The 26444-nt window shown below is 48.7% G+C and carries 19 protein-coding genes, 1 pseudogene and 2 CRISPR repeat arrays; all 20 genes and pseudogenes read right to left on the reverse strand.

From position 1 onward, the window contains the following. Position 1: 1 nt before the first annotated feature. A complete protein-coding gene (gene csx2, locus CWI35_RS08560; protein WP_240432163.1) occupies positions 2 to 1333 on the reverse strand; it encodes a TIGR02221 family CRISPR-associated protein in 1332 nt (443 codons plus the stop codon). Next, entirely contained in the window at positions 1330 to 2529 is a 1200-nt protein-coding gene (locus CWI35_RS08565) for a putative CRISPR-associated protein (RefSeq protein WP_025039251.1), read from the reverse strand. Before CWI35_RS08565 ends, csx2 begins: the two co-directional genes overlap by 4 nt. A gap of 383 nt (positions 2530 to 2912) precedes the next feature. Continuing rightward, a pseudogene (locus tag CWI35_RS08570) lies at positions 2913 to 4052 on the reverse strand (RNA-guided endonuclease InsQ/TnpB family protein). Beyond that, on the reverse strand, positions 4030 to 4653 hold the full coding sequence (locus tag CWI35_RS08575) for an IS607 family transposase (protein ID WP_025039250.1): 624 nt from the start codon (positions 4651 to 4653) through the stop codon (positions 4030 to 4032). Before CWI35_RS08575 ends, CWI35_RS08570 begins: the two are co-directional and overlap by 23 nt. Positions 4654 to 5135: 482 nt before the next feature. Next, a CRISPR array of direct repeats spans positions 5136 to 6685; the repeat unit is 30 nt; unit sequence GTTTCAATCCCTCATAGGTACGATAAAAAC. Positions 6686 to 6869: 184 nt separating this feature from the next. Then, on the reverse strand, positions 6870 to 7616 hold the full coding sequence (cas6, locus tag CWI35_RS08580; protein ID WP_025039282.1) for a CRISPR-associated endoribonuclease Cas6: 747 nt from the start codon (positions 7614 to 7616) through the stop codon (positions 6870 to 6872). Between the two features lie 40 nt (positions 7617 to 7656). Then, positions 7657 to 7920 carry a CRISPR-associated endonuclease Cas2 gene (gene cas2, locus CWI35_RS08585; RefSeq protein ID WP_013522869.1) on the reverse strand — a complete coding sequence of 88 codons (264 nt, stop codon included), beginning with the start codon at positions 7918 to 7920 and terminating at the stop codon, positions 7657 to 7659. Positions 7921 to 7930: 10 nt separating this feature from the next. Beyond that, positions 7931 to 8932, reverse strand: a complete 1002-nt coding sequence (cas1b, locus tag CWI35_RS08590; protein ID WP_020279826.1) for a type I-B CRISPR-associated endonuclease Cas1b — start codon at positions 8930 to 8932, stop codon at positions 7931 to 7933. A 2-nt stretch (positions 8933 to 8934) separates the two neighbouring features. Further along, positions 8935 to 9444 carry a CRISPR-associated protein Cas4 gene (cas4, locus tag CWI35_RS08595; protein ID WP_020279825.1) on the reverse strand — a complete coding sequence of 170 codons (510 nt, stop codon included), beginning with the start codon at positions 9442 to 9444 and terminating at the stop codon, positions 8935 to 8937. Between the two features lie 9 nt (positions 9445 to 9453). Further along, complete coding sequence (locus CWI35_RS08600) at positions 9454 to 11784, reverse strand: CRISPR-associated helicase/endonuclease Cas3 (RefSeq protein WP_025039281.1); 2331 nt, start codon at positions 11782 to 11784, stop codon at positions 9454 to 9456. A gap of 1 nt (position 11785) precedes the next feature. Further along, positions 11786 to 12529 (reverse strand): type I-B CRISPR-associated protein Cas5b, encoded by a 744-nt coding sequence (cas5b, locus tag CWI35_RS08605; protein ID WP_025039280.1) that lies wholly within the window; start codon positions 12527 to 12529, stop codon positions 11786 to 11788. A gap of 12 nt (positions 12530 to 12541) precedes the next feature. Continuing rightward, a complete protein-coding gene (gene cas7b, locus CWI35_RS08610) occupies positions 12542 to 13501 on the reverse strand; it encodes a type I-B CRISPR-associated protein Cas7/Csh2 (RefSeq protein WP_020279821.1) in 960 nt (319 codons plus the stop codon). A gap of 4 nt (positions 13502 to 13505) precedes the next feature. Continuing rightward, complete coding sequence (locus tag CWI35_RS08615; protein ID WP_240432164.1) at positions 13506 to 15464, reverse strand: TIGR02556 family CRISPR-associated protein; 1959 nt, start codon at positions 15462 to 15464, stop codon at positions 13506 to 13508. Between the two features lie 109 nt (positions 15465 to 15573). After that, on the reverse strand, positions 15574 to 16113 hold the full coding sequence (locus tag CWI35_RS18435) for an IS630 family transposase (RefSeq protein ID WP_240432097.1): 540 nt from the start codon (positions 16111 to 16113) through the stop codon (positions 15574 to 15576). Continuing rightward, a complete protein-coding gene (locus CWI35_RS18440) occupies positions 16110 to 16640 on the reverse strand; it encodes a helix-turn-helix domain-containing protein (protein WP_020279734.1) in 531 nt (176 codons plus the stop codon). The genes CWI35_RS18435 and CWI35_RS18440 overlap by 4 nt, the downstream gene beginning before the upstream one ends. A 73-nt stretch (positions 16641 to 16713) precedes the next feature. Continuing rightward, on the reverse strand, positions 16714 to 16911 hold the full coding sequence (locus CWI35_RS08625; RefSeq protein WP_119877664.1) for a hypothetical protein: 198 nt from the start codon (positions 16909 to 16911) through the stop codon (positions 16714 to 16716). Then, positions 16911 to 16982, reverse strand: coding sequence for a polymorphic toxin type 50 domain-containing protein (locus CWI35_RS18840; RefSeq protein ID WP_119877665.1), 72 nt, complete (start codon positions 16980 to 16982; stop codon positions 16911 to 16913). The genes CWI35_RS08625 and CWI35_RS18840 overlap by 1 nt, the downstream gene beginning before the upstream one ends. A gap of 2 nt (positions 16983 to 16984) precedes the next feature. Then, positions 16985 to 18679: direct repeats of the CRISPR family, unit length 30 nt; unit sequence GTTTCAATCCCTCATAGGTACGATAAAAAC. Between the two features lie 200 nt (positions 18680 to 18879). Further along, a complete protein-coding gene (locus CWI35_RS08635) occupies positions 18880 to 19806 on the reverse strand; it encodes an Rpn family recombination-promoting nuclease/putative transposase (protein WP_119877666.1) in 927 nt (308 codons plus the stop codon). 142 nt (positions 19807 to 19948) lie between these two features. After that, positions 19949 to 21169 carry a TIGR02679 family protein gene (locus tag CWI35_RS08640; RefSeq protein ID WP_011229825.1) on the reverse strand — a complete coding sequence of 407 codons (1221 nt, stop codon included), beginning with the start codon at positions 21167 to 21169 and terminating at the stop codon, positions 19949 to 19951. Beyond that, complete coding sequence (locus tag CWI35_RS08645; protein ID WP_119877667.1) at positions 21166 to 25287, reverse strand: TIGR02680 family protein; 4122 nt, start codon at positions 25285 to 25287, stop codon at positions 21166 to 21168. Before CWI35_RS08645 ends, CWI35_RS08640 begins: the two co-directional genes overlap by 4 nt. Continuing rightward, positions 25247 to 26443 (reverse strand): TIGR02678 family protein, encoded by a 1197-nt coding sequence (locus CWI35_RS08650; protein ID WP_062898334.1) that lies wholly within the window; start codon positions 26441 to 26443, stop codon positions 25247 to 25249. The genes CWI35_RS08645 and CWI35_RS08650 overlap by 41 nt, the downstream gene beginning before the upstream one ends. Between the last annotated feature and the right edge of the window lies 1 nt (position 26444).

The raw sequence follows: 26444 nt of genomic DNA on the forward strand, positions 1-26444 counted from the left end.
TTTACGTTTGCATCGACTTTGCCAACATCGACATTTTCTCAAAGAATGTAAAAAGTTCCTTAAATGTCGTCTCGGCATCCGGCCAAAATTTTTCCGCTTTTAACGGCTGCGGGCGCGCCCCAGCGTGATTGATATCGTTGCGCCGCTCCTTCACCAAGCCAAACGGTTCCAAGTCGTTCCGATAAGGAGACAAGGCGTTGACCATTTGTTCGACCCGCTCCATAGAACGAACACGCCATTGGTCCTTCGGAATATTGCGCAACAAAATTTGAATGGCAGAATGAACGTCGCTCCGAATCCCCTCATTTCGCGGGTCGAACCCAAACACCCGGCAAATGGCCGTCACCCCGTTTTCCTCCAACATCGTCAACGCCGATTGAATAAGACCGTGATCCAGGCACCAACGTACAACTTTCCAGCTGTTCATAATCGGGTCATCATCAAACATCGCGTACTTTTTCTCCATGGCATCCAGCAACGGAACGAGCGGTTTGATCGCTTCCGTCGGCGACGAACGAACACGGTCGAGCTGCTGGCGAAATTTCTGCACTTCCTCATCGATTTGCAGGCTTCTGCACGTGCGGATCGCTTTCTCCGTCTGATCGAGCTGTTCCGTCAACTTGTTTAACCCCGCCACCTCCTTCCGCATCTCTTGGCTCGAAGACGGATTGCGGAACACTTCACTGTTTTCCTTCTTGGTCAGCGCCCGAATGATGGAAGCATCTCCGGTGCGTAAAAATTGGTCGACCCCGTTCGTCCAATCGAGCAACCCCGCCATGCCCGTCAAATTGACAATCGGCGCCAACCGCCGTTCTGGAGGCAGCTGTTTGACATCGGCTGGACGCCCAAGCATTTCAAACCAGCCGTAAACGATCGCGCCAATGTCCGCTTTTTTCACAAAGCGGGCGTAGTTCAACACGATGAGCGCGACAAACGGGATGGAACGGAAACTGTGGGTGATGTCAAAATAAATCGTATCCCCTTCCCGAATTTCATTCAGAATGCAGTCAAACAACCGCCAATTGGCCTGTTCATCCTGACGGCTTTCCATTTCCACGAGCTTCACATTCGCCTCAGGGGCGATGCGCTGAAAAGCGGTGGTCAAGCCCTCCAGCCGCTCCTCCCCTTTCAAGCGGTCTTGCCCATTCCGCTCCCGCGCCTCTTTCGTCGCAAACACCACCACATCCATCGGCCCATCCCCGCGAAACAACTCATACACCGCTGTCTGGATAAAACGCGTATAAGAAGACACGTTGCCCTCGTATGTGTAATAACAATATTCATAATCGCTCAATCCGAGAAATGACAACAGTACTTTTCTTCCCACGCTCATCTCTCCATTCCCACCAACCGTCTCGTCATATCGACAAACGGCGAATTATCTTCATAAATCCCTTTCCCTTTCGACGCTTCCCGCTCATAACGATTATGGTCGAGCCATAAATAGTTGGCGTACAGCCGATCTTCCCGCTCATCATACCGGTAGGCAAGGCGAAACGCTGTTTGCCCGTTGCTGGCTCCTTTGTACAAGTGATATTTCACTTTGCGCCCATCGATCGTTTTGAAGGCTTTTTCATGATGCAACACCGCAACGTCGCCCTCTTTATGCTTCAGCTTCTTCGCCAGCTCCCGCATCTGCTGGTGCACAAACAACGACTGATGGTGATTATGCCGAAGTAGATCGGCGACTTGTTTCGATACAAGGTACGTTGTCGCAAACAAATGTTTATATTTTTCATTCTCAAGCAAAAATTGCCCAAACGCGCTTAAATACACCAACTCCTCTTCTTGATGAAACAAAAATGGATACTGAAGAACACATTGTTTTTCATGGTAGGAAAGCGAATCCACGCTGACCATATCTTTCTGGCATTTCCGCAACAAGTCGAAATGCTCATGGACAAACTGCTCGTCAATATGTATGGGCACAGGAGGAATCTCATGCAACACTTGGCCGTCCTCATGCATATAAGCCGTCGGGTAGTGCAGAAACGCCCCGACGATGTAGCCCAACGATGTCATCACTTTATACCCGCCAATCGGCGCAAAACAAGTTGTTGACGGTTCCCCGTGGGAGAGAGCATCCGCCACCTTCCACATGTATTCCCCCAATGTCTCTTGCATCCGTCTTGGATGATTCACATCCACATCCACGTACATGACGCGAACATTTGCCGCAAAGTCTTCCTCAAGCAATCTCGTCAACACGGCTTCCACAATCCGTCCTCCCACCGTGTCTGTCGCAATGAGGACAACCGTCGGCCTCTCCGCCAATTTCCCTTGTCGACGAAGTTCATAAATCATCGAATACTCCGCCGACACACGGTTGGGATCCCGGGCGGCCTCATGAGCAAACTGCCTGGCATGACGAATCCATTCGTCAATTTTTCGTTGTTTTTCCTCATTGATGTTGGCCGCGCTCAACCAAGGACGAATCTCCCCCATGATTTCATCCCGATTCATCGAGAAAACGTTCCTGTTTCCTGTCAACAGCGACACACCACACGTTACAACAATATGCTGGTACAACCGCCCTTCCCCTCCATATTTCTTTCATCTTGGGAAAATATAGCTATGTTTATATCAATTATATCCTATTTTTCAAGTATAGAGGGAGATATTTTTCAACAATTCCAAACATTTTACCGCTGAAGAGACGGGTGAAAAACGAATTTTCCACCCAACTCCGCGAAGGCGAATGGAAAATAACAAGGCCCCTCGAAAGTAAAAGAGCGTCTCTTCCAGCTGGTTTTTCCGCTGCTCCCGTTACGCAAAACTTACAAAACTCTACAAGAGACTTGCAGAAGTTTTCGTTTGCTTCCTTGTTCATCGCGTCCGATTTCGCCGAAGCTACTCTCGTTTGGTTGACGCTCCGAAGGCTTCACTTCCCGTGTAACTCACGGTACCCGTCACTATGCAGGATATCTCGAAAGATTGATGCTTGCATTTAAATCTCTGTCCATTTCAAGTCCACAAGCCTCACATCGAAATACCCGTTCTGACAGCTTGAATGATTGTTTTACATCCCCGCATGAACTGCACGTTTTCGATGATGGATGCCATCTGTCGGCTTCCACCCATTCGATCCCATGCCATTCACATTTGTGTTTGATTTTTTGTTTCAGCATGTACAAACGTTGTTGTTGAATGGCTTTGGATAGATGACGGTTTTTCATCATCCCCTGAATGTTTAAATCTTCCATTACCATACGAGAAGGCTTGGTTCTCACCAACTCGTTGACGACTTTGTTTTCGTAGTCCACGCGTTTATGTTCCAATCGAATCCGCATCTTCTGCATCTGTCTCTCGAGTTTTGCAATGTTGCGTGTTTTGACGTAACGGACTGCACCACCTTTCTCTTGAATTTTATTCATTTCATACTTTCTTGAGCATTGGCGTTGCAACCGACGCAAACGCTTTTCTAGTTTTTTGATTTCTTTCGTTTTGTTTATGTTTTGGAATGCCCGACCGTCTGAACAAACGGCCAGATTTTGTATTCCCACATCAATTCCTAGCGTATGGCTGTTTAATGCGATAGGCGGCTTTTGGATATCATATCCTACGGATACATACCAATGCACACCGTCAAACGTGATCCGAGGGTTTTTATACTTTGTATTCGTTGGAATTTTTCCTCATTCGGATAGGCGCACCCAGCCGACTTTTTCGAGATATACATGCGTATCGCGAAACTTGATTTTGGCTGTGTCGTGATAGAAGGACGGTTTGCTTCTCTTTTTGCTTTTAAACCTCGGCTTTCTTGCTTGCCCCTTAAAGAACTTCTTGTATGCCTCGCAAGCATCCTTAATGGCTTGTTTGGTGATGTTGTTGGAATACTGATATAGCCATTGATAATTTGGATCGTTTTGTTTTAAAGCCGTCAGCCTTTTTCGCAACTCCCCATCCTTGATGAATGTGCCGCCCTTTTTGTAGTTGGCTTCTTGTTGTTCAAGCGCCCAATTGTATGCCCAACGAGCCACACCAGCGGAGCCAAATAATGCGGTCTTTTGCTTGTTGTTTGGCTCTAGCCTAACTTTGATGGACCGAATCATCCTCAAGCCACTCCCTTATCATCTTCTTGACTCGGTTGGCTCTTTTCCCTTGAAGTTTACAACTGAAAACGGTAATAATTTGGACTAAATCCTCGACCAGCTCTTGTTCTTCTGTTTTTTCTGTTTGGTCAATGATTTCAATTTCTGTCCCATAACGTTGACAGATTTGTTCAATCAGTTCAAACCCAAAACGAACGAATCGGTCTTTATACAAAACAACAATTTTTTCCACTTCATGATTACAAACCATGTCGATTAGGCGGCTTAATCCCTTTTTCGTGTAGTTGATTCCACTTCCAATATCTTCGATGATTTCAAACGAATACCCTTTTGCAATCATATACGTGCGTACTGCTTCAACTTGCCGTTCCAACTCATCTTTTTGTTTCCGACTCGATACTCGACAATAACCAACGACTTTTTTAGGAGGAGTTGCCTTTTTGATCCCAAGTATTTGATGAAGCTGTTCTTCTGAATAATAGCGAAATCCTGACGGTGCAACATAAGCAGGCTTTAAAACATTATTTTTATCCCAATTTCGCAAAGTTTGCTGACTTTTTCCGATAAGTTTTGCAAATTCGCCAATACTATAATACTTCACAACAATCAACTCCCTACATAAATAACACCATAAAATTTATTATTTTTGTAGAGAGTTTTATAAAAAATTATAGAAATTTATTAACTGTTTCACCCCCCTCTTAAGGAGTGACACAAAACAACGTCGGAGGACGAAACACAAAAAAAGAATCCCCTGCTCAAAAGGGATTCCCTCGATCGAAAGATGCCGCCGACATAAATCGCCGCCATCTTATTTTTTCTCCCGCCTCTTGGAAAGGCAACCTGTGAGACTAGAAATGCCTTTGCCCAACTTAGAATGCTGTGCTGCCTGTTCCGCAGGCGCCCATCCGTTGCGCACAACGCTTCATCTCCGCAAACGAAGCACATGAGAGATGTGGTCTAAACTAACTCTGCGATAACAACGAGCCCCCCATCACACCTGCGCGCGAAGATGGAGAGGGTTCAGTTCCTTGTGGATACGATAAAAACATCATAGATTGGCTTGACCGCCGCAAGCGAAAAGTTTCAATCCCTCATAAGTACGATAAAAACCGTATGCGTGTTCGTCGACACATCGGGATCTGTTTCGTTTCAATCCCTCATAGGTACGATAAAAACGGACAAGTATCCGAAGCAAACTCTTTATGAGCGGCTGTTTCAATCCCTCATAGGTACGATAAAAACTCATTATCTTCCCAATCTGTCCCTCCGCTTGTTTCCGGTTTCAATCCCTCATAGGTACGATAAAAACGATGATTTCATTTTGTAACTGTTTTATTTTTTCCAGATGTTTCAATCCCTCATAGGTACGATAAAAACAAAAGTGATAACCGGGAATATACCTTCCATTCCGAGGTTTCAATCCCTCATAGGTACGATAAAAACCAGTCGTTCCAACAGTCTAGGCAATTCCTCTTGAGTTTCAATCCCTCATAGGTACGATAAAAACCAAAAGCCGTTTTCCAGTCGCCGGTGAACACCCCGGCGAGTTTCAATCCCTCATAGGTACGATAAAAACCAGCCAGGCGTTTAATGTAAGCCTGGATGAACTGAGTTTCAATCCCTCATAGGTACGATAAAAACCTCGAGAAGAGCTATACAACCTATTGAAATTGAGACCGTTTCAATCCCTCATAGGTACGATAAAAACCCTCGATTTTGAGCATAATAAAACGCCACCCCGTCTGTTTCAATCCCTCATAGGTACGATAAAAACGGTTTGGGATGCCGTCAACATCACCAAACGCATTGTTTCAATCCCTCATAGGTACGATAAAAACACTTTCGCTTCGATGTCATGCATCATAGCATCATGGTTTCAATCCCTCATAGGTACGATAAAAACGTGTTACAGTCATAACAAACCATCGGAAATTCTTGTGTTTCAATCCCTCATAGGTACGATAAAAACCGGTAAAAGCCCGAAAAAACGGTTTCCAGACGCTTTAGTTTCAATCCCTCATAGGTACGATAAAAACTCTAGGATGTCATCCGCCAACTCCTTGATCTCTTCCGGGTTTCAATCCCTCATAGGTACGATAAAAACGCTCTTGGAGCATAGCCACGTCTTTGGTTTGTTGAGTTTCAATCCCTCATAGGTACGATAAAAACTACAAAAGGGTGCGCTTCTGCCACTCGTCGAGGAGGTTTCAATCCCTCATAGGTACGATAAAAACGATTGAAACGGTGATCGTTGGACGCTTCACCTTCTGGTTTCAATCCCTCATAGGTACGATAAAAACTGCGACTTCGGTTGCGGATTTCGAAGTAGAAGCACCGTTTCAATCCCTCATAGGTACGATAAAAACATTCGCGAAAAGGCGGTTGCTGTTCTGGATGAAATGGGTTTCAATCCCTCATAGGTACGATAAAAACGACATCGCCGCCGTATTGATCGACGACGATGCGGTGCGTTTCAATCCCTCATAGGTACGATAAAAACTCATTCACGCGTTCGATCCACTCATCGAACTCATTGTTTCAATCCCTCATAGGTACGATAAAAACGAAGTGAGGTTTGCGACGATGTATTTGTACGACGAGTTTCAATCCCTCATAGGTACGATAAAAACCCCCCAAAAATGCTTGTTCCATCAAGCTTTTCGGTTTGGAGCTGTTTTCAGCATACCACGTTTCAAAAATTCTGTCAACGGCTTTCAACCTTGATGGCTGTAGGCTTGAGGCGCTAAAAACCATTGTCGTCGATCCCCCGGGGTTTTAGCACGATTGGAGGTCGACGACAATCTCTTGACCCGTTTATTCGCTTTTAAGGCGAAACATGCCGAATCCTTGTGAATTTCGGCTGCCTAGGCCGACATGATATAAAAATGTCAGCTGTTCTGGTGAAGAACAGAGGCGGTAATAGCCAAGCCACCCTGTAATATACATATTCTTGAACATTGTCACCACACGATGACGATGATGAACGTGAACCGGCTCGATCAACAGTCTTTCCGTCGGCGGAACGCCGTAGTACGCTTCATATTTATGACGGAAATTCAATTCAATCAGGTGGGGGAACACCTCATCATCGGGGTCAAAAAATTGCGTTTTCTTTCTTCCGTCGAACGTTTCATATGTGCTATATACGGTCAATGGAGAGAGCATGACAATGTCAATTTCGTTTTCGCGTATGTCGATGTTCTCCATTTTGACACTTTTCACTTCGATCAGCTGTCCGTAAAGCTCAATCTCTCTCTGCAACAAAAATCGCTGTCCAAGTTGCTGAGTCAGCTCTGGGAGAACGGTGTCGATATGCCATTGGAAATCATCCAAAAACCGAATCGCTTTTTTTCCCCGATCCACTTGGTGCGTTCCAAATAAACGGCTAAACGTGAAGAGTTTAAATGACCGTTTCCCGTGACGGAATCCTTTGTCATGCAAAAATGCAGCTAACTGCTCATTTTCTAACGAACGATACAACATCCCTTGCAACAAATGCTGGTAATGGAGCGGCAAGGAAACAGGCCCTTGCCGCCCGCTCATCGTGATTGTCAATCTCATATGTTATCCTGCCTTCCTTGTTGAGTGCCGTCCTTTGTTCTTATAAAATGAATTCGTCCCCACCCTTTTTCAATCCCATCTCTTCTCTTTTCGAATACTTTTGGGTGCGAAACGTGTAAAAAATAACTGAATCCTCATCGGGATCCATAAGTTGGCGCAATTCCATCTTTAACTTTTCGTAATTGGCTGACGTAATTTCCCCTTCGAATACAGAGTTTTGCACCCAGTGGAGATATTTGCGGGCAATCTTCAACGCCTTGGCTACACGCTTTTCATTGAAATCATACACAAGAATCACGAACAAACGATCCCACCTACCAGCGAGCCGCATATGGCTCGTACGTTTTTTCGCCAAGAATGTGCTTTTGAATTTTATACAGTTCAAGTCGAATCAGACGGCGATAGGATACAGACTTGCCAAGATGGCGATGCTGGACGGTCGTCTGCATTTTTTTCTCGAGTTCACTGACGAACAGTTTTCTTCCTTCTTCATTCAGCATAATGCCGTTTGTCAACTTCTCAAAATGTTTACTGGACAGCATTTTCTTATTTACTAATGCAAAGATCAAGCGATCTACAATGATCGGTTTGAAAATTTCCGCGATGTCCAAGTTCAAGGAGAAACGGCGAAAGTTCGTACTGTGCAAAAACCCGATGCGCGGGTCTAGGTATGTCTTATAAATCTCACTGAGGCACATTGTATACACAATCGAATTGCCGAAGCTGATCAGCGCATTTAAACGGTTATGCGGAGGACGCTTTGTCCGTTTCTCGAACACAAAGTCCGGATGGCGAATGATGGAATCAAACGATGCATAGTATACCTCGCGAATATGACCTTCTACCGCCATTAACTGCTCCACCGTTTCCGCCTGATCAAGCTTCGCCTCTTCTTGTTCAATCGATTGCAGCGCCTTTTCCAATTCCTCTGGTTCGGAAAGGCGAGGGCGGTAATATTTTAGCACCCGCTCCATTTGACGGATGGAGCCTTGGACAAACAGACGGGCAAGTTCCAACCGTTTTCGAGGATCGAGATAATGTTCTGCCTGCTTCAACACGACATGACCTGAATTCAAGTGTTCCCGCGGATAAAAAGAACCAACGTAGTACCCGTAATGGTTAAAGTAATGAACGATGATCTCTTTTTGCGCCGCAAATTCCAAAAATCGCTTGGACACATCCACTTCGCCGAAAATATAAATATCATTTGTGTTTTCAACCGGAATGTACCGTTTCCGCTCTTCCGTTTCAAAGTATAAACTATTATCTTTACGGCGCAGTTCACCATTTTGGAAAATATACAACGTCTTTTTCATTCTTATTCCTCCGCCCAACAATATTCACGATAGGCGCATTTACCGCAGAATGAGATCTTTTTTGGCGGCGGTGGGACGGGCATTCGCGCGATGCGGCGGATGTCTGCCACGGCGCGTTCCAGCTCGCTCCGCGCTTTTTCCGTCCATTCGATCCGTTCTTTCTTCCGCTCTTTCGGAAACAACAGTTCCCCTTTCGCCTCAATTCCCGCTCTCTTTAACGTATCCAAATAGTATAGCAGCTGCATTCGGGCGCTTTGGGAATAGCTCGATGATTTTTTGACTTCCCCAATGATCAGCTCTCCTTCTTCTTGACGAATGCGGTCAATGACAATATGGCCGATCGACAGTTCCTTTTTATCCCGTTGATAATATGTTTCAGAAAGAAATCGTCCAAGTTCTAACGCCTCATCCTCTTGATCGGGGGCAATTTGATGTTTCATAAGCCAAACTTCGCGCGGGCAAATGTAATAATACCAAATATCCGTTCCGGTGACAGGCATTTCATATTCCATTGACTTCACCTACCAGATCAAGCCTTCGCTTTTCGTTCGATAACCGAGTTTCTCGTCGTAAAAATCGTTCAGGGAGTCTCTCCCTACATACCCAATGCCATGGACAATCGGGGGCTGATGGTCCACTTTCGCAGGAATGGCAATCACATATTGGGAAAAGCGGCTCTTTAACGACGCAAACCGTTTTCGGCGCTCCCAACGGTCATGCAGGCGCAAAATGGCCTCATATTCGCGAAATACATCAACAGCCTCTTCATCTAATTCAATAAAGACATTCATTTTTTCTCCATCCCCTTCAATCAAACGAAAATGAGACACAGGGATTCGGTCAATCGTTTCCTCGCCATCAAAATACAGCGTCATCATCCCTTTTAACAACCGCTCCGATTCCGCATTGCTCATCCGGGCTGCCAATGTTTCAAAATAAGATGTAATCAGCCGCAAAAACTGCCCTTCATGCACTTCCTTATTTCCTTTTAACAACGTTTGGGTAATATCCAACCGAATGGCATCGTAAATATAGCTTGCATATAACCGCCTGTTGTCTGTCAAGCGCACAACGTGCACTTCCCCGGTTCGATGCCCGTGGCGATTGCACCGCCCGGCAGCCTGTTGAATGGAATCAAGCGGCGCGAAGTCGCGGTACACCACGTCAAAATCAATATCGACGCCCGCTTCAATCAGCTGAGTGCTGACGACAATTCGATATTCGCCATTTTTCGCGGCCTTCACCCTCCGCAGACGCTCTTTAGGTGGAATATGAGTGGATAAAAACGCAACCTCCGCTTCATCGATGCCTTCGTCTAAAAGCGTCTTGTAAAAGGTTTTAGCGCTTTCAATCGTATTCAAGATAAACAAATACGTTTTCTCTTCGTCCCACTCAATGCGGCGGACAAACTCCTCGATCGTCATCGGTTTGTCGATATCGGGATACAGTGCCACACGGGAAAGCGGCTGGAAATAGGCCTGTTCATTCACAAGTGAAATCGCTTCAGGGAACCATTTCGGATCCGTGGCCGAACTGAACAGGAAATAACAGCCAAGTTCTTCCGCCATGGCCTCAAACAACTGACGAATGGCCAGCCAATATCGATGAGGCACGGCCTGCACTTCATCAATCAAAATAATGGAATTGGCCAGCCGATGAAATTTGCGCAACGAGGCATTGCGATTGGAAAAGATCGTTTCAAATAATTGCACAAAGGTCGTCACGATCAATTCCGAATGCCAACCTTCGATCAATAGCTTAGCAGCTTCATAATCCGCATCATATCGTTCATCATCTTGCTTGGTCGTATAGCGAATGTCAGCGAGGTGATGGTGCGCGAGCCACAGTTGGTGATCTTCCCCGACTCCATTGCAAGAAAATATCTCTTTAAGTACATTCGCCGTTTGGTCAATGACGCTAAGAAACGGCAAGGTATAGATGATGCGCGGCTTGATCCCTTGTTGCCGCTCAATGGTTTCACGCAAGCGCAACGCAAAATGGAGGCTTGCCAGCGTTTTCCCCATCCCTGTCGGCAAATTGAGTCGGTAAAAGTGTTGGCTTAGGTCGATCGGCGTTTCATCCACCTCACGGAACGCCCGCTCCCTTAGCTGATTGAGCGCTGTTGTTTCCCATGATTGTCTCTGTTTGTAGCGCAAAATGAGATCCGCGGGGATCTCTTTGCGCGCGGAAAATGACCATGACTGCTTTTGGACGATCCCTGCCTCCGACTTGTCCGCATCAATCAGCAAAGAAAAAAGAAACAATACTCGTACATACGGAGCGAGGGACTTGTTTTCCCGGTTCCATGACATGATGAAACGGCGCAAGGACCGGGCCTCGGTGAAAAATTCATCGAGCCATGCCGACCAGGTTTCTTTTGTCCAGATCCCCTCTTTCCCTAAGCCAGCAAGCGCCATTTGTTCCGCCAATGCTGCATAATCGACGGCTTCAACTTGACGCCTAAGCAGCGCCTTCGTCTCCTCCCCCATCCGTTTCAACTCTTCGAGCCAGTCATCTAAGTTCCCATGGTGACGCTTCACGACAAGAAAGGCCAACAACCGCCAAAACTCGTCAATCCCCTTCTCCTTAAGGAACATCGCTAATAGGACTGCCGATAAAAGAGCGTGGCTTTTGAGCGCTGGCGGACCTTGAAACGCATCAGGCGATTGGATGTATTGCTGGAAGAAGGCATGGCCCTTGCCAAGATCGTGAAAAAGTGCGATCCAACGGTTCATCTTACCCAATAGCACTGGATCGGCTAAGCGAATGGACTTTTCAGACAAAAAGAGGGAGGAAAGCTGCTCCACCCCCCGCAAATGTTCAGATAATAAATAGTGAGGATGGGAATACATCTTACTCTCCCCTTCCATCGGAATAGAAAAAGACGATCCGCTCCCCGTGTTCATTCTCCCAATAGTGCGGGACAGAGGCGAGAATGGGCTGTCCTCCCGCCTCAAACACCACCTCTTCGTACTGGGAAACAACCCGTTCCGCATTCATCTTCCAAGCCACCCGCTCTTTGCGATACTCTTTGCCTGGCTCCACTTTCAACGCTCGCATCCCGTTTCCAGGAATCACCGAACAAATCGGCACGTGATCCTCTCCATCCACTTTGACGAAGCGAAACTCTTCCATCGCGACAAACTGGACATTCGCCAAACATTCGCTCAAACCAAGGCATGGCGTGTATACGCTTTTGTGCTGGCGAACAAGATCCACAAGCTGCGAAAACCGTTCCTCGTCCTTGAGCGAAACATAACAACGGAAATGAGGAAAACGCAAAAACTCCACACGAATTTGCGTCCGCGCTCCTTCACGCCGCTGTTTTGGCACCCATATGTTCCCTTTCGTATTTACATAGTTGATGCCCACTCTTGTCTTCCGCACTGGACCCATGAGGCGTACGGCCACATTGGTCGTCTCATGGTTGAACACTCGCAAATACTCGTTTTCCTCTTTTCCCGCCCCTGTGATCGCGCCGAGCAACCCAAAAAGCGCGGTCGGCGGAATGAAAGAATATGTGAGCGGAGAAGAAGTCGAGTACAGCTGGCGAAAATGCCCGAAATCGGCCCGAATATCAAATACAAGCACATTCATCGCGCTCATTCCTTATGATCGAATATCCACAACAATGCCTTCTTGACGCAATCGGTCAGCGAGCTGTTCGCTGCACACAAGCCTTTCATCTTGCCGCAGCTCAATCTTCGCAATCTTTTCCTTTTCCCTAACCAATACCTTAATGAGCGGAGATACATCCAGCACATAATCTCGGACATCGCGAATTTCCTCTTCCGCCTTTTCCGTATGCAGGGAAATGTATTGATCCAGTTCGCCGATATGGAAGTGAGGCTCTTGATAAACGACACGCAAAAGCAGCCTTGGGACATGGCCGACTTTCGAGCGGGAAATTAAATTTTTCGTCCCCTCCCACATCGCTTCAACCAGCAGCTCTACATCTTCTTCTGTCAGTCTCGTCGAACGGGCCGCGGTCTCATTGACCACCCCATAGAACGCAATAAGAGAATACGGAAGCACATATTCTTCACGAAACGTCTTCTGCGTCATTTGCCCGCCCGAGGCAAACGCGCCGGTTCCTTTGATATATTCCAGCTTGACACGATGGAGCGACTGCCCCATTTTAAACTGGACAGGCCCTGTGTGAGTAATCGATCCTTTTTCCCTTGAGCTTTTTTCAATCGGCAAAGTGACGCCGAACAGCCTTACATCAATGCATTGACGCAACACCTCATCATTGATGATTTTTTTCATTTCACTTAAGGTTAATTTTGATTTTTCTAATTTCCCCCCGTCTCGAACCAAAAAATCTTCCGCTCTTGCCTTCGCATCTTGAATATACTCATCATCTTGCGCAATTTCACGGACGAAAATTTCTTGCCCGCGATACTCATACAAGTAGTCGCGAATCGTCCGTTTTAAGCGCACATCGGTGACGATGTTTTTCCCTGTTTCCTCATCAATGCGCGGCTTATTGCCATCCAACGGATCGCCATTCGGATTCGCCCACTGCACATCGTACAAAAAGAGCAGTTCTGAACGCTGTTTCACCATAATATTACTGTTCCTCCTTACTCCAGATGATTTCTTTGACTTGCGATGTTAGGTTCATCCCACATGCAAAATAAAAATTCAGTTCATCCACCGACAATTTCCACCTTGGGGAAGAGGACAAAAATAAACGGGAAATTTCTTCAGCGAGCTGGCGATGCCCGCCGTAGTAAGACTCATATTCTTCCAGCTTTCCAATCACTTTCGGAAGCAGCCCTTTGATGGCCCGCTGATCCATTTTGAGCCCCATGAGTTGTTGCAAGAATGGCTTGCTGCCGCGTTGTTTCTGCTGGATGTCCAGCAGCATTTGCGTCAATGCCCCAAGCAGAAAAACCGCTTGTTTCTCCTTTGAATCCAGTTGTCCTCCATATGCTTCGAACAAACGGGCAAATTTTCCTTCCACCACCCGATCCCCTTTCCTTATCAATACTCCAGCCTGCTCCAAGAAAACCATGACCGCAATGGCTTGACGCGTCTTAGCGGCAAAGAACCCATCACCGGTTTCATAATCGTGAAAATCAGCCCGCAACTGCTCCATAAAAAAAGAAGCAAAAAACGAAAGCGGCAACGCTTTCTTTTGAAATACGCATTCCACCACTTGCAAAAAATATTTATCATAGACACCGATAGGAAAAAACGTGCGAATAAAGCCAAAATGGAAGGGATGATTACCTTCCCTGTACAACAATGTTTCCGTCGCCTTTTTCGCTCGGAACAGTTCGCTGATTCGCGACGGCAATACATCCTCAATCAGCAACAAAATCCGCTCCGCACTTTGAATTCTCTGCAAAAACAACAACTGCAGCGAAAGAGAATTGTCATAATCCTGCAACGTTCCAAGCAAATCTTCTTCCGTAGTCATAAACGATTCCGCTTGGTCTTGATGGATGCGGATATCCTTTTTCCCATTCACCAAATACTCCAACAGCTCATCCAATACATCACGACCGGCAGGAATCAGCAGCTTGGGAATCGCCAAATAAGAAAACCCATAAAACCGATACTGCAAATACGATTCAATAAATTTTCTTCCTTCCTCAATATGGGATTTGCAGGACAAACAGACAGGATAATTTCGCCATGCCTTTGCCTCATCGAACCCCCCGGTAATAAACCCCGGTTTGTCCAACGTATAAAAACGAAAGACGGATAACTTACCAATCACCGTTTCCTTGCGTTCTCCGCAAATCGCGCACACTTGATGGCGGGCTGCCAATTCCATATCTTTTTCATTCACCAAATACAAAAAAGCGTCCTGAAATGGCGTCCAACCGTACAAATAAGCACCATTGATTTTCAATGAGACGATGGCACGTTCGCCAGAAAGCGAAAGCTTGTCTTTCATTTCGTGCAAAATCGCTTCTTGTTGCTGCACAAGCACATGCTCGATAGAACGGAGAAACGGGTCATCCATCACCCGATTCACTTTGCGAAACCATCCGAGAACTTTTTGATCATATGTATTTTCGATCGTCGTAATTCTCGCTGTCGGAGAATAATTGATTCCGCGCGTTGATCCGGAACGAAACAAATATTTCTTATAATCACTTCCGCATTCCTCAACCTCGCATCCTTCCCAGACAGCGTTTCCCTCACCATCCACACGCAATGAAATGAGCACACAAGAAGGATAACCTGGATTCTCAACCAGCTGATCAATGACCGACACTTCTCCTTGCTTCTCGAGCACCATCTTTCCGATTCGGGCGATTGCTTCGATCAATCTATCACCCCTCCGCATCGTTTGGACTAATCTAATTATACCATATAGACAAAAAAATGGTATAAAAATCGAGACTGTTTTTATAAAATTCAGAATTACGATGCTACCGCAAAACATGTAACTCTCATAAAAAAACGCCGAACGTTTTATGACGTTGGCGCAGGTTTCATCCCTTATAGGTACGATAAAAACAAAACTATATGAAAGCATTTTATGTACGTTTATCAAGGTTTCATCCCTCATAGGTACGATAAAAACTCAACCACCTAAATGTGATTCAGCGCTTTTAACCAATAATTTCAATAGATTTTATTTCGTTTTCTATATACATGCAACATAAAGAGTTAACTTCTCATCCTGCACACCCTAAGCGTTGCAGCACTTCCTCCGGACGTTCGTGGATGTAGTTGACAAACCGAGCAATGGCCTGGACGATATCGTTTCGATTTTTGTGAAACACATTGGCGATCACGGTGTCTTTCAGCCATTTCCACAAGCGTTCGATCGGGTTCAGTTGCGGAGAATACGGAGGAAGGTAAATAAAGTGAAAACACTGTCCTTCTTCCCGCAAAAACTCCTTGACCATTTTGGCATGGTGAATGCGGGCGTTATCCAACACCAAAACCATGAGACGGTCTAAATAGCGCTCTTTGAGCATTCTCAAGAAATCCAAGAACGTCGCGGCATTGGCAGCGGTCGTTTGATGAAGCACCGTTTCACCATCATGGACGTTGACCGCGCCAAACAGCGATACGTGGGCATGATGGCCAAACGTCGGCACTTGTTTTTGGCGGCCGACTTCCGACCATGTGGACCGCAAGACATGGTAAGAGCGGATATGGGTTTCATCGATGTACAGAAGAACAGCATCTTCTGTCTCCTTGGTGATCAAGTTTTTTTTATCAGATCCATTTGTTTTTCAAATTGTTTTTGCTCATCCAGATTTCCTTTCGCCAGTGTGTACGTCGGTCGTGTCCACGACAGCCCTTTGCGGTGCAGGAGTTTTCGCAGCGCTTCGCGGGAAATGGAAACACCGAATTGCTTTGCGACATAGGATTGCAGGAGTTTGGTGTTCCACGCCGAAGCGACGTCCCAGCCCAGTTCCGCGGGAGTAGTGGTCAACACAAGCTGTTTGATCTTTTCCTGCTGTTCTTCGGTGAGAAACGGCTCCCGCCCGGGGGCGAAATCCCGATGAAGCAGGAGTTCAAGGCCGCCTTCGTTGAACAGCGACACATAATGGGAAACAGTTTGTCGGCACACGTTGACCATGGAGGCCACGTCTTTGCCCAAATAGCCTTCCATGACCAGGCGGACGGCCATCACACGTTGGCGGAGATGGGCGTTTTTGATCTTCCGTTCCTGCTTGCGGAGTTTCCGGGGCGTCCATCCATGGTTGTCGGTGATTTTGAGACGTTTCATGCAGAATTCCGCTCCTTTTCCATGTTTTTCATTAGGAGCAGTATAACCGGAGTGGGCACCGCTTATGCGAAGGTTAACTTTTCAATGAGCATGTATATAGAACCCCATAAACAATCCCCAGTTCTTTTGCCTCTTGGTTTGTAATTACCAAGCTGTCAATCCCATCCTCACTATCCTCTCCATCGCAGTAATCACGGACAAATCCCTCTAGCACATCTCCGTCTTTGTATATAATTCTTACCCTTTTACCGACATATTCCCACAGCTTCATCATTCCTCACCTTTCTTTATTGTTGGAACAATATGAGTACCGGTTTTAGAGTAGTGTATTCTGAAACTAATTGGTTTCAATCCCTCATAGGTACGATAAAAACTTTTATGGGCGGCATGGAATCACCCATTCTATTTCTGTTTCAATCCCTCATAGGTACGATAAAAACGGGAGCGGGGAAAAGCCCGTAGGAGCGCTGGAGTGGTTTCAATCCCTCATAGGTACGATAAAAACTGTTTCGGCAACGGCATAGTCATCGCTCCTTATTGTTGTTTCAATCCCTCATAGGTACGATAAAAACCGGCATTCAGTTTGTTTGCGATCGCTGCACGTTCGGAGTTTCAATCCCTCATAGGTACGATAAAAACGAATGAGGTGTTTGAGGATTAGAGCCTACTCCCAACGAGGTTTCAATCCCTCATAGGTACGATAAAAACAGATATAGCCGATGCCTGCATTTTGAATCATGGAAGTTTCAATCCCTCATAGGTACGATAAAAACAGCGGGAGCTAAAAGTGTTTCCGAAGATTCACAGTGGTTTCAATCCCTCATAGGTACGATAAAAACTGTACGCTCAACAGATGGTGGAGACAGAAAGAAAGCTGTTTCAATCCCTCATAGGTACGATAAAAACCGAGCTCTTCCTCGGTTTTTTCGGCCTGCTCCTTGAGTTTCAATCCCTCATAGGTACGATAAAAACCCAGGAAGCCTGCGCAAATCATCGTGAAGCCGAACGGGTTTCAATCCCTCATAGGTACGATAAAAACTGGTTTTTTCATTCGTGGGATCAGCTCCCGACCGATTGTTTCAATCCCTCATAGGTACGATAAAAACCCTGGAATGAGTATGGATGTATCCTCACCGCTCATGAAGTTTCAATCCCTCATAGGTACGATAAAAACAAACCGTCTGTAAACTCAAAAACATCGTCCCCTTCAGTTTCAATCCCTCATAGGTACGATAAAAACGCGAACTTATCAGCCGATCAATGCAAGGTGAAGACATTAGTTTCAATCCCTCATAGGTACGATAAAAACAGAAAATACTGTAATTATCGAACAGTACCCAACATTGTTTCAATCCCTCATAGGTACGATAAAAACTTTAAACGGAAAATATCTAATTGACGCGCTACAAACAGTTTCAATCCCTCATAGGTACGATAAAAACGCGAACTTATCAGCCGATCAATGCAAGGTGAAGACATTAGTTTCAATCCCTCATAGGTACGATAAAAACTCACTCGAAATAAATTGATCCTCTCTGTTCTTGGCGGTTTCAATCCCTCATAGGTACGATAAAAACCAGCCGATCTTCGCCTTCTTGCCGCGGATGTTCCCGTTTCAATCCCTCATAGGTACGATAAAAACTCTTTTGCTTTTTCGGCCGCTTTGCGTTTCATATCTTGTTTCAATCCCTCATAGGTACGATAAAAACTTTGTTTCTTACTTACATTATATGCTTTATTTACTGTTTCAATCCCTCATAGGTACGATAAAAACGTGGTACAGCAGCCGCAACTAGCCAGTTTTATACATTGTTTCAATCCCTCATAGGTACGATAAAAACCTTGATTGCTCCTTCTCAACGATAATACTCTAACCAGTTTCAATCCCTCATAGGTACGATAAAAACCTGAATTTGCTGGGTATCCCGGATGATTTTTGTCGAGTTTCAATCCCTCATAGGTACGATAAAAACCTTGCAAGTGCTGGCATAACAAAGCACAATATCGAGGTTTCAATCCCTCATAGGTACGATAAAAACCCAAACCATGCGCATCAAATCAAGCTTTTTCCCTTTGGGTTGTTTCCAGAATACCACATTCCAAAAATTCTGTCAATATGGTTCAGCCGTGATGGCTGTAGGATTTTTGCGCAAAAAACATTGTCGTCGATCCCCCGGGATTTTTGCACGATTGGGGGTCGACGACAATGTGAGGCTCGACGGCGAAGAGTCTGCTCTGCTTACCCCTTCACCCGTTCGATCTTCTCAACCGGCAGTCCGGTCAGTTCGTGGATCGTGTCGACATCGTATCCTTTCGCCAGCATTCTCTTCACCACGTCGAGCTTCCCTTCCTCGATCCCTTCTTGGCGTCCTTGCTTCATCCCTTGCTTCATCCCTTGCTTTATCCCCTGTTCGATTCCTTGTTGGATTCCCTTTTCCAGCCCCCGCTGTTCGTATGAGACGATGAGCTCCATCACACGCTTTGCTTCCTTCGTTTCCATTTGGCTCACCTCGTTTCGCCGTTTTGCTTCCTCCTCTTCGGATCGCCGCAAATACGTCTCAAAAAAACCGAACAACAGCCGCTGTTTCGCTTCATCCAGTTCGAGACGGACAAGCATGCGCAAAAATTCCTTTTTCACGTCGACTTTCTCCTCTTCATTATACCCCATTTTGCTTAACAAGGCAGCGGCGACGGGGTTGTCCTGGCGGATGTACGCGCGCCACGGCAGTTTGCGCAGCTCCACCGTCAAGTAACGAAAATCGAGAACCGTCAAAAACGGAAACTGGACGACCAATGAGGAAGGTTCATCGTGGTGTTCATCATAGCTGAAGATGGCGATCGGAAGAATGCGGCGGCGGTATTTTTGAAACAAGCGGCTGAAGTAGAGGAACATTCGCTCGGGGAAGGTCCGCTGTGCGTAGCTTTGGTGTTCGACATGGACGATGACGAGCCCGTCTTCCCCTTTCATCTTCGTTTCCACCAACAAATCGACGCGGTGCTTCTCTCCGGCCGTCACGTCGGTAAACAGTTCTTCTGTGAGGAAAGAAAGGTGGCGAACGTCGATGTGCTCGTACACGTTGGGAAAGAAAAGAAGCAAAAACTCTTCGAAAAACGTCGACAGCAGCTCTTTGAACAACCGGTCGTGATCGATTCGCTGTTTGGCCACGTTTCCCCTCCTTGCGACATGGAATTCACGATATGTATTCGCTCTACGCGACGCAATTCCTTCTCATGAATGTAACTTTTTAGGAAGGAGGCCCGATCGCTTTGGGCTCCTTCCCTTGTCCTTCCTCTAGCTCGTGAATGGACTACCCGTTGATATCCCCTGTCAACCTCCCAATGATCGCCTCTTGATACCCGGCTTTTTTCTTTCGCCCGATGGCTTCTTTCACCGGCCGCAATGGTTCCGATGTGACGGATGCGAGTTTGGCGAGGCGCTCGGGTGTGAGTTCAACGACTGGGTTGGCGGCCGCATAATCGTCCAAGGAAAAGCGCCAGAGCGTGACGGCCTGTCCATACCGTTCAAGCAGCCGCTCTGCCATGGCCAATCCTTCCGGATCGAAGTCGCCGGAATAATACAGCTTGGCGCCAGAGGCCGCGAGCAAATCGAGCAGCTTCATCGTCGCCAAATTCATTTGCCCGTTCGTGCTGACAAGCGGGGCGCGGGTGTCAAGCAACGTCGAAAAAACACCGGCGTTTTCCACAATGTACACCGTCTTGCCGCGGGCGGGATGGGCGCCAACAAGCGACAAAACGTCCCTAAGCGGCATGTTCAGCGCCGTGTTCGTCTCCGAGGCGGCGGAGAAGACGGGATGCGGGCCGCCCTCGGTTTCAGCAAGGATGTTGGCGCATGTGACAAAGTTCAAAATATCTTCGCGGAGCAGGCCGACGGACTGCAACAGTTCATTGACACTCTCTACGGACGCCACATCCCACTGGCCTGGTGTCGTCGCTTGCAAGGCGGACAACAACAATCTCCCAGGAAGAGTGGACAAATCGAACGCGTGCGGGTCGCTGGCCACTTGCTGGGCAAAGAGCGGGAGGCGCATATATGAAGAGAGCGGGAGGCGGCAGAGGGCGGCGCCGACAAGGCGGACGGCGGCCTCAAGGCCGCCGCGGTCGGCTTCGTACGCCGTTTGGACGAAGCGTTGGCCGCGGACGGCCGCGAACCAATGATGTTCCTCTGCAAGGCGCGCGAAAAAACGCTCCCGCTCTTCCGCCTCTGCCTGGCGCCGTTCTTTGTTCGACATAAGCGGGACGCCGAAATAATGTTCGAGCAGTTCGACGAGTCCAACACCCGCAAACCTTGTCTGTCCGAGCTGTTTTTCAAAGTCGGAGAGAAAGACGCGGGAGACGTCTTTGCCGAAAAAGGCGGCGATCGACTCCCGCTCTTCCTTGGAGAACGACTGCAACGAAACCGCGCCGCCGACGCGGCCGAGCGACTCGTACTTGCGTTTCATTTCGACAAACAGCCGCTTAAAGCCCTGTTCGGAGCGGAAAAAGGCGGCCGCTTCTTTGACGGTGCTCACGTTTTGATCATCTCCCATTCTTTGTCATCAACCATGAGCTGTTTGACACGCCCGTTCCAACGGTAATGAATAACGGTGACAAACGATGCATTGCGCGGGCGGACGAGTTCGCAAATGGACAAAGCGGGCACGGTGTCGTAGTCGCCCCAAAGCGCCTGCGAGTTCATGATATAGTTAAAGCCAAGCTGTTCGACAAGGCCGAACAGATTGCGGATGTTGTTTTCGTCAACGCCGGCGAACGCCTCGTCGAGCGAGATGATGTACGGGGCGTCATCGCCCGCTTCTTGGTAGCGCGAATACGCCGCGGCGAAAAGGGGAATGTACATCGCCATCGCCTTTTCCCCGCCGCTGAATTGGTAAAAACGGTGGTTCGTCAGCTCGCGTTTCGGCTCATTTGTTTTTTCATAGTACAAGGTGAAGGCAAACCATTTCCGATAGTCGAGCACTTCTTTAATAATTTGATGGAGTGTGTTGCCTTGGCCGCGCTCCTCAAGCAATTCGCGGGCGCGGGCGATTTTCGAGCGGAAATGGTTCGTCACCCGCTGCAAATCTTCCTCTTTCAACAGCCGCGAATCGATCCGCAACAGACGGACCAACTCTTTCGTATCCAGCTCCGCTTCCGTCTCCGCCGTTTTCGGCTTCCATTGAATGGACAGCACGAGCCCTGATGACGTGTCGAGACCTCCCATCAGTTTGTTCATATCGCTCACCCACCGCTCGGCGCGCTGGATGCGGCTGCGCAAAATGCGGCCGACTGATTTTAAAATGACGTCCTCATACAGCTCGCGGTCTTGCTCCTTCATATACTCGTGCTGCAAGGCGATGTCGCGCTCCACCTCGGCGAGCACGGCAAACGGCGTGGCACGCTGGCCTTTGTAGTCGAGATAAATGACATGCCGTTCTTGTTTTTCCCGCCAATCGGCCGCTTTCATCGCCATCTCGTCGTCTGGGGCGGCGGCGATCCATTCGGACTCCTTTTGTTCCGCCAGCCGCTCGAACGTCGCCCGGTATTCGGTCAAGTTGGACGACTCTTGGAAGAAGACGGTGTTCAGCCGCGCCAAAAGCGAGGAACGCGTCTCTTTTAACACTGTTTCATACCGTTGTTTCGCTTCTCTGGCCTGCTCCAAAAGCGAACGTGAACGATCAAGATCCACGAGCCCAAGCGCCGCTTCATCGGCAAACGACCGCTCCCACATGGCGGCCAGCTGGCAGGCGAACTCTTCCCGCTGCGCTCCTTTTTCCCGCTCTTCGACTAAGCGCATGAGGCGCTGTTCCGTGCGCGCCCGTTCGTTGACAAGGCGCGGAATTTCTTGGCGCAAAAACGCCAATCGTTCTTGGATGCGGGCGATTTCCGCGCGAATGTCATCCGCTCCCATTTGGGCGAGCGTCCGTTCCATCTCAACGATCTCCAAGGAGATCCGCTCTTTTTCATCCCGAATCCGATTTCGTTCGCCTTTCGCTTCGTCGATCTCCGTTTCCAGCGCCGCGAGCCGCTCGCGCTGTTGGGCGATCATGGCCTCGGTATGGCGCGTTTCGCGGTAAAGCACTTCGAGTTCGTGCAAATGGCGGACGTACGATTTCATGGCGAGCTGGGCTTGTTCGCAGCCGTCCAAGGTAAAAGCCAAATCAAGCTCGGCCGACTCGTCATGGAGCTGTTGTTTGATTTGTTTCCATTCGCGCGCGAGGAGGGCGGCTTTTTCTTCTTGCCGCTTCCATTCCCGTTCTTTGCTTTCGGCTTGGCGGCGGGCTTCTTGCCCTTCCTCAAACGCGGTGCGCACATCGCGGTCCGATGGGAAGGACACAAACCAGTCGGCAAGCGCTTGGATGGCCGCTCCCACCGCCTGATGCTCACGACGTAGACGGTCGATCTCTTGTCCCACAGCGGCGATCTCGGCTTCCAGCGCCGCGATGTTCTCAAGCCGCCACCGCTCCCGCGCCGCACGGCCGATGAACATCGCCCGCGCTCTCCGCGGCGCATGGCCACGGACAAGGCCGAGCGAATAGCGTCCTGTTTCGTCGATCGTCATGCCGCCTTTTTGTTCCGCATCGGTGATCACGATGCTTCGGAGCACTTCGTCAATCCGCTCCGCCGACACAGGGGCATCCGCATCTGGGCGCAAATAATCGGCCAACGTATGCACCATATGAACCGGTTTCGGGATGAGCACACGGTCGCAGTCGACGTCGACATCGCGGGCCGCAATGAGGGCGTCAAGCAACCCAGCGTGCGAAAGCGCCGATTCGATCCGCTCGCGCACATCGTCAGGCACATCGTCGACAAATTCGACCGCGGCATAAAACGGGACAAACGGAATCCCTTCCCGTTCCAATGCCAAGCGGGCGGCTGTCGTTTGTTCATCCCGTTCGGGTTCAGGGTCGCGTTGTTCCCGCCATTGACGCAGTTCGGCCTCACGTTCTGCCCGTTTCTCTTCCAACAGACGGATGTCATGTTCGAGCCGCCATTTCTCATCCTTTTTCTTACCGACGGCATCGTAATACGCTTGAACGAACGGGCGCTTCAGATCATCGAGCGAATACAGCTCATAGAGGGCGCCCATTTGTCGCAAAAACGCCTGAATGTCCGTTTCGGAAACGTCGATTCCTCCTTGCTCGACCCAGGCAAGCACGGCTTGTTCAAACCGCTCTTTCTCCTGCTCGAGCAGCTCTTCCCATTTCTGTTGCTGATGACGCCATTCGTCCATTTCCCGCCGCCGCTCGCCCGCTTCGGTGCTCGCTTCTTCATAGCGTCGTTTCACATCGTCATGCCTGCGCCAAAGGCGCGCCAACTCCTCGAGCTGCTCGATATGGCGGTCAGCTTCCTGTTTCCAAGCGGCAAACGAAAACTCTTGTTGCTTTTGGCGATGGCGGTGAAAATCGTCTTCGTTCGTTTCATGCAAAGAAAAGGCTCCTTCTTCCGCATCCGCTCGCAGCTGCGCCAACTCGTCTTCAAGTTTCCGTTCAAGGTCATCCAGCCGCGCTTCCGATTCATCGAGGCGGCGGCGATGTTGGCGTTCCAGCCGTTCTTTTTCCGCGATCGTCTGCTCGTGCCGCTCCCACCGCTCCTGCAGACGCTCCCTCTCCGATTTCAACTGTTCATACTTCTCCGCTTGCTGGAACACTTCGTGGCCAGCCAAGTCGATTTCACGTGAACGCAGCACGTCTTCTTCACGGCGGAGGCGGGTGATGGACTCATCAAGCTCATCAAGCGTCTTTCGCGCCTGCTCTTCTTCATCGTGAAGGCGGTGTTGTGCAGCAGCGAGCTGTTCAGCTTGCTTGACCGCTTTTACGTATTCTGTCGCCTTTTCGGCGATCATATATTCGTTGTAAAGGCGGTATTGATCGCAAAGACGCTTCAACGCCCGCTCGTCGCGTTCGAGCTGCTCAAGCTGCTGCTTCGCCTGGTCCATGTTTTCGATCGTGTCCGATAAATGGCGGAGCTCGTCGTCGGTCAACGGAGGCAGCGAGCTTTCCAAAATTTCATAAATCACGGTCGGCTTAAAGTCTTTGGACAGCTTCGGGCTGCGCAGTTGAATGAGCAGCTCGATCAATTCTTGAAACGCCTCAAGCGATTCAAAGCGAAACACATGCTTATTGACGAGCTCCATATAGTCTTTTTGCGTCTCGACGACCGTCCCGCCCGCGCCGAGCGCTGTGGCCAGCTCCCGCTTGGTCAGCGGGATTTTTTCACCTGTTTTTTCTTGTTTATACAACTGAAGGTCATAGCCGATGCGGCGGTTGTCAAAGAGGACAAACCCCCAGAAATCGAGGCTTTTTTGCCGCTTCGCGCGCAGGCCGATGCCCGTTGTGACGTATTGGTCGGATTCTTTCCGTTTATATTCCAAAAACAAATACCCGGTCCGCTCATCGCGATTGACGACATCTTTTTCCCCAAGCAAGTAGTCTTCCATGCGCCGCGCCCGTGAACCGAACGGATCGAGGCGATCGGGCGTCTTCTTGCCGTCTAAAAGCACCGGGATCAAGCTTTGCATCGTCACCGACTTGCCCGCCCCGTTGCTTCCCCGCAAGAGCAGCTTACCGTCAGCGAAATGAAAATACTGCTCGTCGTAATACCAAAAATTAATCAGCCCCGCACGATGAAGCACCCATGGATTCGCCATGTTCTCCTCCCTCTTTCGCGTCAAAATCATCCGGATACCGTCCCGACATCCGCCCGAGGAGGGGATAAAGGACGATCATTCCGGTGTCGTGCTCCACATCGGCCATGCGCCATTCGTTGAGCGCCGCAAGCACTACGCGGACAAGCTCGGCAGCCGACATGTCGCGGTACGTTTTCCCCCACCCAGCCCCGTAGCGGCGCCGGCAATCGGCAAGCCAGGCGGAAAATTGTTCAGGCGTCAATCGTATGCGGCCGTATTCATCCGGCGGATATTCCCCAAGCCGCTCGCGCACCAAGGCGGCAAAATGAAGGATGACCTCCGACGTTCCTTTCTGATCAGGAAATACGGTGTACGGCGCCTGCCGTTCGGGAAGCGTCAACATGGCGGCGTTTTTGTACAATTCATACCGAAACGGCGTATGCGCTTCGATATCATCCCGCAGCCGATGGCGGAAGTTGCGCAAGTAGTAAAAGTCTTGCTCGTCCCCTTCCGTCCGGTGCACCGCCGGGGATAAAAACAGCTTTCGATACAGGCGATGGCGCCGATAATCTTGCGGTGATGCTTTCCACTCCTCGGCGAGCAATTCGTCGATCGATTCATATTGCAACAAATCTTTCGGATACGTGCGCATAAAATAACGAGCCAACACTGGCACTTCGTACAACGCCTCTTCCTCCACATGCTGGGCGAACGCCTCAATCTCCCCATCCATCCGGCGGACGAGTCCGATTTGTTCCGCCGTTTTCAACACGCGGATGAGCGCGCGCCGATGCGAATAGTTCGTCCAATCGACCGGTAGATCACCCGGGTACATGGCGCGGATTTCTTCACATACGTCAGAAAGCAAAAACTTTTCTTCCACTGCTTTTCCTTCCAAATACGCCATCAAACAGCAAAACAACGCATAGTCAAGCGGCTCTTGAAACGACTCGATGCCCATCCACGGCTCCGGTTCGGCGGGAATTTTCTCGAGCTTGGCAAAATAGCGGTGAACGATGAGCCGATAGCCAAACTTCTCTTCCACATACTTTTTCAACACATGTTCGCGCTCACGGACGAGCTGATACAAATCCGGCTCTTTGTCGCGAATGATCCAAAATTGTTCGAACAGCGCGGCGAGCGCCTCTTTCGCCTTGTCGTCAAACGCCGTTTCCATC

It is taken from the genome of [Bacillus] caldolyticus, assembly GCF_003595605.1.
Taxonomy (GTDB): domain Bacteria; phylum Bacillota; class Bacilli; order Bacillales; family Anoxybacillaceae; genus Geobacillus; species Geobacillus thermoleovorans.

Coding starts and splice junctions, on each gene's coding strand:
- csx2 (WP_240432163.1), bottom strand. CDS start 1,333: ATGAGCGTGGGAAGAAAAGTACTGTTGTCATTTCTCGGATTGAGCGAT.
- cas6 (WP_025039282.1), bottom strand. CDS start 7,616: ATGAGATTGACAATCACGATGAGCGGGCGGCAAGGGCCTGTTTCCTTG.
- cas1b (WP_020279826.1), bottom strand. CDS start 8,932: ATGAAAAAGACGTTGTATATTTTCCAAAATGGTGAACTGCGCCGTAAA.
- cas4 (WP_020279825.1), bottom strand. CDS start 9,444: ATGGAATATGAAATGCCTGTCACCGGAACGGATATTTGGTATTATTAC.
- CWI35_RS08600 (WP_025039281.1), bottom strand. CDS start 11,784: ATGTATTCCCATCCTCACTATTTATTATCTGAACATTTGCGGGGGGTG.
- cas5b (WP_025039280.1), bottom strand. CDS start 12,529: ATGAATGTGCTTGTATTTGATATTCGGGCCGATTTCGGGCATTTTCGC.
- cas7b (WP_020279821.1), bottom strand. CDS start 13,501: ATGGTGAAACAGCGTTCAGAACTGCTCTTTTTGTACGATGTGCAGTGG.
- CWI35_RS08615 (WP_240432164.1), bottom strand. CDS start 15,464: ATGAGGGATGAAACCTTGATAAACGTACATAAAATGCTTTCATATAGT.
- CWI35_RS18440 (WP_020279734.1), bottom strand. CDS start 16,640: ATGAAACGTCTCAAAATCACCGACAACCATGGATGGACGCCCCGGAAA.
- CWI35_RS08625 (WP_119877664.1), bottom strand. CDS start 16,911: ATGAAGCTGTGGGAATATGTCGGTAAAAGGGTAAGAATTATATACAAA.
- CWI35_RS08645 (WP_119877667.1), bottom strand. CDS start 25,287: ATGGCGAATCCATGGGTGCTTCATCGTGCGGGGCTGATTAATTTTTGG.
- CWI35_RS08650 (WP_062898334.1), bottom strand. CDS start 26,443: ATGGAAACGGCGTTTGACGACAAGGCGAAAGAGGCGCTCGCCGCGCTG.